Below are 6438 nucleotides of genomic sequence, written 5' to 3'. Positions count from 1 at the left end.
CGCGCTACCTTGAACGATGAATTCGCGGCGTGCAAGATGATGCATAATGGTTCCTCCTCCAGTGTGAAAAGCTGTTTCTCCTCCAGGCATAAAAGTGACAGCGGCCCGAATCGCACGAAGGGGATGCCGGCCGAGGCGGGCAAATCTTGAGAGCGCTCGGATCTGGCGAGTAGAAGCGCGCCGTGTTTAGGCGGATTCTCCCGCTCTCAGTCGCAGGCTCTATCAGGTCCCAGCCAGCGATGCGCAAATGTACGCCTTATGTGCGTTCGTGGCGAGGGCAAACGTAAGGATCCGCTAATTAAGAAACGATTGATACAATCAAGAAGGGTCTGTCCGCCGATTGCGTCCATCCTGTTCGGTGAGATCAGCGCTTGTTAGGTTGTTGCACCAGCTATTCTGGAGAGCCTCCTGGTTAATCACCCATCTCGTAGCTGCCACTAGCTCCTGCGCCGCAGTTCAACGCAATATACGCCACCGGCCGACAGGCTCGCACAGGTCGAAAGCGGAATGGCGGCTTCTGGCTAGTTCGCTCCAGAACCGTATCGTCGGCTTTCGCGAACCAACCCGCCGGACCGCAACGCGCACTCATCTCGGACGCTCGGCAAACTTTACCTTCGCTCGAAAGCGGACGGTCTGCCGAAGGTAAGATGAGTGCATGCTCGACGATGGGCCTGATCCAGCAATGACCCCGATGTTATGTCGATGATCATCGCCGCCGTCTTCCTACTGCTCACATACACCGAAATGCGGAGATGAATTCTCGGACCGACTGGATCCTATAAAAAGCCGGCCTTTCTGAAGCCGGAGAGGAAGAGCTCGAAGGATGACGGGTCTGCGAAGGGAAGGTGGGCAAGGTAGCCGAGCGAGAGGTCCGGTTGCCGGCTCAGTGTAGCCTTGACTGCGACATGCGCGTTTTCCATTTCGTCAAGATGTGCGTAGGCCGCCGCAAGAAAGGCATGGATGAAGAACTGGTCGCCGGCCTTCCGATAAGCGTCGATGGCCTCGGCATATCGGCCGAGCAGGAAGAGCGCGCTGCCCTTCACCTCCCAGAACCAGACCGGGGGCAACGGGTCGAGCAGTATGGCCCTTTCGAGGACCGCCAAGGACTGCTGAGGCTGGCCGCCGTAGTTGAGCCAGCTTGCATAGTCTCCGGCAATGTTGACGTCGTGCGGATTGAGCGTACGAGCCTGCTGGAAATGCAGTCCGGCATCCCCATGCAGGCGCATATGTACGAGCACGAGACCCATGCTCTGGTTGCATATGCCGTCATTCCGGTCGAGCAGGAGCGCCGTGCGCGCAGACTGCAAGGCACTTTGCAGCGTACGAGGATCGCGGTCGTATCAGAATCGCGCAACCAGGCACTGCGCCAGATAGGCATGACCTTGAGCAAAAGCCGGATCGAGTTCGGCGCTCGCGATGAAGGGCCTGCAGGATCAGCTCGGTAACCTCAACGATATCGCCACCGCCCCCGATATGCTGGCAGCGCTGGAGCTTTCGGACGTGGCTGGTGCGAAGGATCTCTTCAGCGCCGACGACAAGTCCAAGCTTCTCAAAGAGGCCGCGGAAGCACACGACGCCTTTGTCAATACCAGGCGCTTCTGGCGTTGAGGCAGCATGCAGAGGGAGTGACTCCAGCACCGATATGCCCGCCGCTGGGTTCTCAAATGCAATGCCCGCTTCTTGCGCAAACTAAGCGTATTCCCGGCAATGTCCGCTTTCGGCGAATGGAGAAGTCCACGTAATGACTGACGTTGGGCGCGTTCCTGACTTTCAGTCGGGGAAAAGCGGATAAGGCGAATGGCGGCTGACCTCAAGACGACCCACGACTACCGAGGCGTGGACGACCGCTTTGCGCCTCATTTCGGCCGTTGCGACAGTCTCTGCCGCTCCCTGAAGCGGACATTACTTGGACCGGGCTATAGGTCTTCGTCGCGCCACTGATCGGGATAGGGGGACGCCTCGCGGCGCCGCCCCTCCCACACCACCGGGCATACGGGTCACGTACCACGGCGGGTCGACCGGATTAAGCTTGCACAGATACATAGAGTCGGGGGAGACTGAGCGAGTCGAAGTGGTGGTTGCGCAGGGCCTGTTGGACCGCCGGGTGTCCTGACATGCGCCAGAATCCCGTCGGCGAACCGGCGGCAACCGCGGCACGGAGCTTTGGTAGGCCACGACGGCGCAGTTCCTTGTAGCGGTTGTGCCCGTTCCGCCATTGCCGCCAAAGATACAAGCGTAATCTTCGGCGAATCCACGCCTCCAAGTTCGTACGCACCCGTGGGGTCTAGCAGAAGCCGAAGTAGCCGCGCCATCCTATGAGGTATGGCTTCAGCTCTTTGATCAGCTGCGCCAGACTGATTCCCCGTGTCCGGCGTGTCATATCCCGGCTGAACCCCAGGAACTTCCGCTCCTCCGGTTGCGCCACCGCGCTCTTCGCCTCGTTGATCTTCAGCAGCAGCTTCTTGGTCAGGAACCGGCTGACGGAGGCCATGACCCGTTCGCCGGCGCGGCGGCTGCGAACATAGATGTTGCAGTCGTCCGCGTAGCGGCAAGCAGCCTCGAGAATGGCCGAAAACTCCGGGTGCCGGCTCGCGTAATATGACATGAACGGGCATTTGGCGATCGCTCGCCGTCCGCTGCCCCGGACCGCTTCGAAAACGCCTTGCGCCAACTTGGACCCAAATCCCTGGCCAGACAGGTGTTGAGGGACCTTCGGTGTGAAGGAGGGCAACGCGCCCGTCTTCGATCTTGTAGTACGCGACGGCGATTTCGTCGCCGAGTGCCATTTCAAAACGGCTTTGAGCCGGGTTGTGGATAACCTGTCCGTCCATCCTCTCTGCTCCTTGTCGTGCACCCCGCGCGCGGCGGCATTTGCTACCAGAACCACTTGCGCGGGAACTGCTGCGATGACTCAATCTCGACTGTCGCCGTTCGGCCGGAGACCAGGTCCACCGAACGACTTGATCCATCGAGGGCGACGCGCACGGGGACGCGTTGCGCAAGACGGACCCACGAGAACGTCGGATTTACATCTGCGAGAAGGTTTGAACCGGAGGTCCTCTCACGATCCTCGATTCCTCCGGCGATGCTCTCGACGTGGCCCGACAGCACGGAGCTTTCGCCCGCCAGACGTATAGTGGCTTTGTCACCGACGTGAATGCGCGGCAGCTTGGTTTCCTCGAAATAGCCCTCGACACGTATCGTGTCCTCGTCGATCAGCGCCATTACGCCTCGGCCGACGGTTACGTAAGCGCCGGGCCGCAGATCCACGTTCGTGACGCGCCCGTTAACCGAAGCGCGCACCTCCGATCGGGCAAGGTTGAGCTTTGCCACGTCTCGATCCGAAAGCGCCTGGTCGTAGGCCGCTTTTGCTTCCTCCGCGCTTGCTTTCGCCATTTCGAACATTTGCTCCGAAACCACGGCCGTATCGCTGAGCTCACTGTAGCGCCGGTAGTCCGCGCCCGTCTGCTCGGCCACTGCCTCCTTGCCTGCCACGACAGCTTCGGCCTGGCGCAGCGCCAGGGTGAAACGTTCGGCATCGATGCGGAAGAGAACATCGCCGCGGCGAACGTTCTGGTTGTCTTTGATAAACACCTCGGTCACGAGCCCGGAGACATCGGGCGCTATCGCGATGACGTCCGCACGGACCCGCCCGTCGCGCGTCCAAGGCGCATTCAAATAGTAATCCCATAGGGACACGCCGACCACGATGGCGAGCGTCACCATCATGATAGTGACGGCGAATCGGAGAGAATGAGTCAGCAGCCGCTTCATAATGGAAACTGCTTTGCGAGAAGGACGATGGCGCCGACCAGGACGACATAGAGCGCGACGTCGAACAGCGACCGGTGCCAAACGAATCGATAAAAGCCGCTCCACGCGATAATCCGGCGCAACGGAACGCTGACGGCAAGCGCTATCAGTGTCCAGGTGAATAACGCCGGCACGAAGACGCCATAGAGGTTCAACTGGTTGCTCATGCCGCTAGTTCCGTTTCGAGGGCTGGCCGGTAGGGCGCTGCATTTGGAAACAGGCCACGGCGCAGATCGGTGAGCCCGAGGAGCCCCGTCCGCCTCAGGGAGCCGGCTTCAAGGGCGACGACAGCATTCAAGGCAGCGTCGATAAGTGCGAGTACCTTGGCGGGCACATGGATTGTGTCGGTCTGAAAATGCGCAGCGACCGCCGACAAGACCCGGTCGAACGCGGCGGCTTCCTTCGGTGGCAGGTTCGTCCGGACGCGGCGCAACTCGACGACAGCGATCCCGATCCGCACCTCGGTGAGCAGTTCCCGGGTCCATTCGGCGTCCTCGGAAGGAAGTGATGCAAGCCGGGGTGCAATCAGACCAATGCGATCAAGCATGAGGGCAGCAAGTTCGAGACCGTCCGCAGTGCCCTGCTTTAGGGCCGCTTGCGTCAAGTCTCGGCGGTTGATGCGGCGCAAGCGCCGCGCGCTCCACGCGCCTCCGACGGATCGGACGAGGCGGGTCACCATTGCCGCGGTCCACAATCCCACAATGGCGGCGATGGCACCATTTGTGAAAGTCGCGAAATCTCCGCTATAGCGGTCTTGAAGCGCGAGCAGCGTAAAGCCAACGGCGCCTGTGCCCAAGCCGAACAGTGCGGTGCGTGGTTGTGTCATCAACAGGCCGCAGGCGATCATGCCGGGGGCAAGTGCGAGGGCCACCATCTCGGCATTCGTCGCAAGAGGGAGAACGACGAACAGATATAACGCGGCACCGACCGTGCCAACGATCGCCGCCTTCATCAGGCCGATGATTTGCGGAGCCGGATCATCCTGGACTGCAAAAAAAGAGCAGGCCACGGCCGCCTCTGTAGGTGCGAATGCCCCATCGGGCCATGCGGTGGCGATCCAGATCGAGGCTGAGAGGGCGATGGCGAGGAAGGCCGCGACAGCGGACAGTAGCGCCAGCCCGCGATCGCGGTGGCGGACCGTCCGTGCATCCGCCGTGTAGCGGAACGCCAGCGTCTCCCGCACAGGCGTTCCGTCGACAATGTGCCGCTGGAGCGCGCGGGCGTCCTGACGCAGGTCGATGAAATCTTCCAGGCGGGCGACCAGGCTTGCCATCACAAGATCTGACCACCGCGGCTTGCGTCCAAGCACCGGGTCAAGATCGGCGATGGCGAGACGCAAGTTATGGGCGGTGATCGGCTCGGTCGTGCCCGACGCAATCCATGCGGCCATATCGGCGAGCCGGCGCCTGACGTCTATCGAGAGCGCCTGCGCCGATTCAAGAGCAGCGATCCGGTCGGCTATTGCTGCGACGATGGGCAGGAACATCAGCATGTGCTGACGAAGCGTGGCCATCGCCTCGGCCGAGCGCTTGGCTCCCGACATATCGTATCGCAACGGCGTCACCAGCGCATCGAACGCGATGGCATCGCAAGCCAGACGGAGGCGCTGTGCCTGCCCGTTATCGGTGCGATTCCTGTTGAAGACCGCCGCACTCCATTGGCGGGCGTCCCGGAACCACTGGTCGAGGCGACTCCTGATCAATGGAGCAACCGACTGCGGCAGCACGACCGACGAGACAAGGCTCGCGCAGAGAATGCCGAGAGTGATTTCCTCCGCCCGCGCCACGGCAGTGTCGAAGATCGAGCCGGGATCGGCAACCGACGGAAAGCCGACAAACGCCGCCGTGTAGCCGCCGAGCATCAAGACGTAGCTCTTCGGTGTGCGATCGAGGAGGGAAAAATACAGGCAGAAGGCGACCCAAAGCGCTATCGCGGCGCTGAGGAGTTCCGGCGCATCGATGAGGTTGGGAACCATGATGACGGTGGCCACCGCGCCCAACACGGTGCCGTAAACACGGTAGGCGGCCTTCGAGCGGGTTGCGCCCGCAAGAGATTGGGTCGTGATGAAGACAGTGGCGACGGCCCAATAAGGGCGCGGCAGATCGATCCATAACGCCAGGAACAGCGCCGATAGAGCCGCCACGGCGATATTGATCGCGAAAATCCAGTCGCGAAAGCCGAAGAAGGGGAAGATCATTACGCCAGCATCCAACGCAAACAGGCGCTTGCGCACACGACCTAACCACGCGCGTAGTGTCAGACCGATTGGCGGATATGTTGTCTTACTGCTCGTCATGGGTCAGCAGCCGATCGAACCGCCTCACTGCGCAAGGACGATCCCTTCGATGTACCCTTAGGGTTTGAGCGCGGAACCCCTGATAGCAAGGCGAAGAGCAGGCTACCGCCGGTCAAAGCAACCCCGAAAGCGGCCGCGAGCGGCCATCCGCCCGTGACGATACCCCAACCACCGAGGGCGGAGCCGCAGGCGCCGGCAAGAAAGATAGACGCCATGTAGAGGGCATTCACTCTCGTCCGAATGTCGTCCCCGAGTGAAAAGATGGCGCGCTGCGAAAGGATCATATTTGCGGTCACGGCTGCGTCCAGAACGATGCCCGCGCAAGCCAA

General features: G+C 61.2%; 6 protein-coding genes and 1 pseudogene. 1 reads left to right on the top strand and 6 read right to left on the bottom strand.

The window, feature by feature from the left end:
- Nucleotides 1–776: 776 nt before the first annotated feature.
- A complete protein-coding gene (locus tag FJ417_RS32810; protein WP_246687641.1) occupies nucleotides 777–1307 on the bottom strand; it encodes a hypothetical protein in 531 nt (176 codons plus the stop codon).
- 109 nt (nucleotides 1308–1416) lie between these two features.
- Here FJ417_RS32810 and FJ417_RS32805 point away from each other — a divergent pair, with 109 nt between their 5' ends.
- Nucleotides 1417–1608 (top strand): hypothetical protein, encoded by a 192-nt coding sequence (locus FJ417_RS32805; protein WP_246687639.1) that lies wholly within the window; start codon nucleotides 1417–1419, stop codon nucleotides 1606–1608.
- Nucleotides 1609–2284: 676 nt separating this feature from the next.
- Here FJ417_RS32805 and FJ417_RS33740 read toward each other — a convergent pair.
- The 5 genes and pseudogenes from FJ417_RS33740 to FJ417_RS33405 form a co-directional block, all read right to left on the bottom strand.
- Nucleotides 2285–2671, bottom strand: a complete 387-nt coding sequence (locus FJ417_RS33740; RefSeq protein ID WP_246687638.1) for a reverse transcriptase domain-containing protein — start codon at nucleotides 2669–2671, stop codon at nucleotides 2285–2287.
- Nucleotides 2672–2874: 203 nt separating this feature from the next.
- A complete protein-coding gene (locus FJ417_RS32795) occupies nucleotides 2875–3774 on the bottom strand; it encodes an HlyD family secretion protein (protein ID WP_140786322.1) in 900 nt (299 codons plus the stop codon).
- Nucleotides 3771–3980 carry a DUF1656 domain-containing protein gene (locus FJ417_RS32790; RefSeq protein WP_140786321.1) on the bottom strand — a complete coding sequence of 70 codons (210 nt, stop codon included), beginning with the start codon at nucleotides 3978–3980 and terminating at the stop codon, nucleotides 3771–3773. Before FJ417_RS32790 ends, FJ417_RS32795 begins: the two co-directional genes overlap by 4 nt.
- On the bottom strand, nucleotides 3977–6010 hold the full coding sequence (locus FJ417_RS32785) for an FUSC family protein (RefSeq protein WP_140786323.1): 2034 nt from the start codon (nucleotides 6008–6010) through the stop codon (nucleotides 3977–3979). Before FJ417_RS32785 ends, FJ417_RS32790 begins: the two co-directional genes overlap by 4 nt.
- A gap of 95 nt (nucleotides 6011–6105) precedes the next feature.
- Nucleotides 6106–6438, bottom strand: a pseudogene (locus FJ417_RS33405) (hypothetical protein); the annotation flags it as partial.

Source organism: Mesorhizobium sp. B3-1-7 (genome assembly GCF_006439385.1).
Classification (GTDB): Bacteria; Pseudomonadota; Alphaproteobacteria; order Rhizobiales; family Rhizobiaceae; genus Mesorhizobium.
Note: the sequence above shows the minus strand (reverse complement) of the source record. Positions and strands in the feature narration are given on the sequence as shown.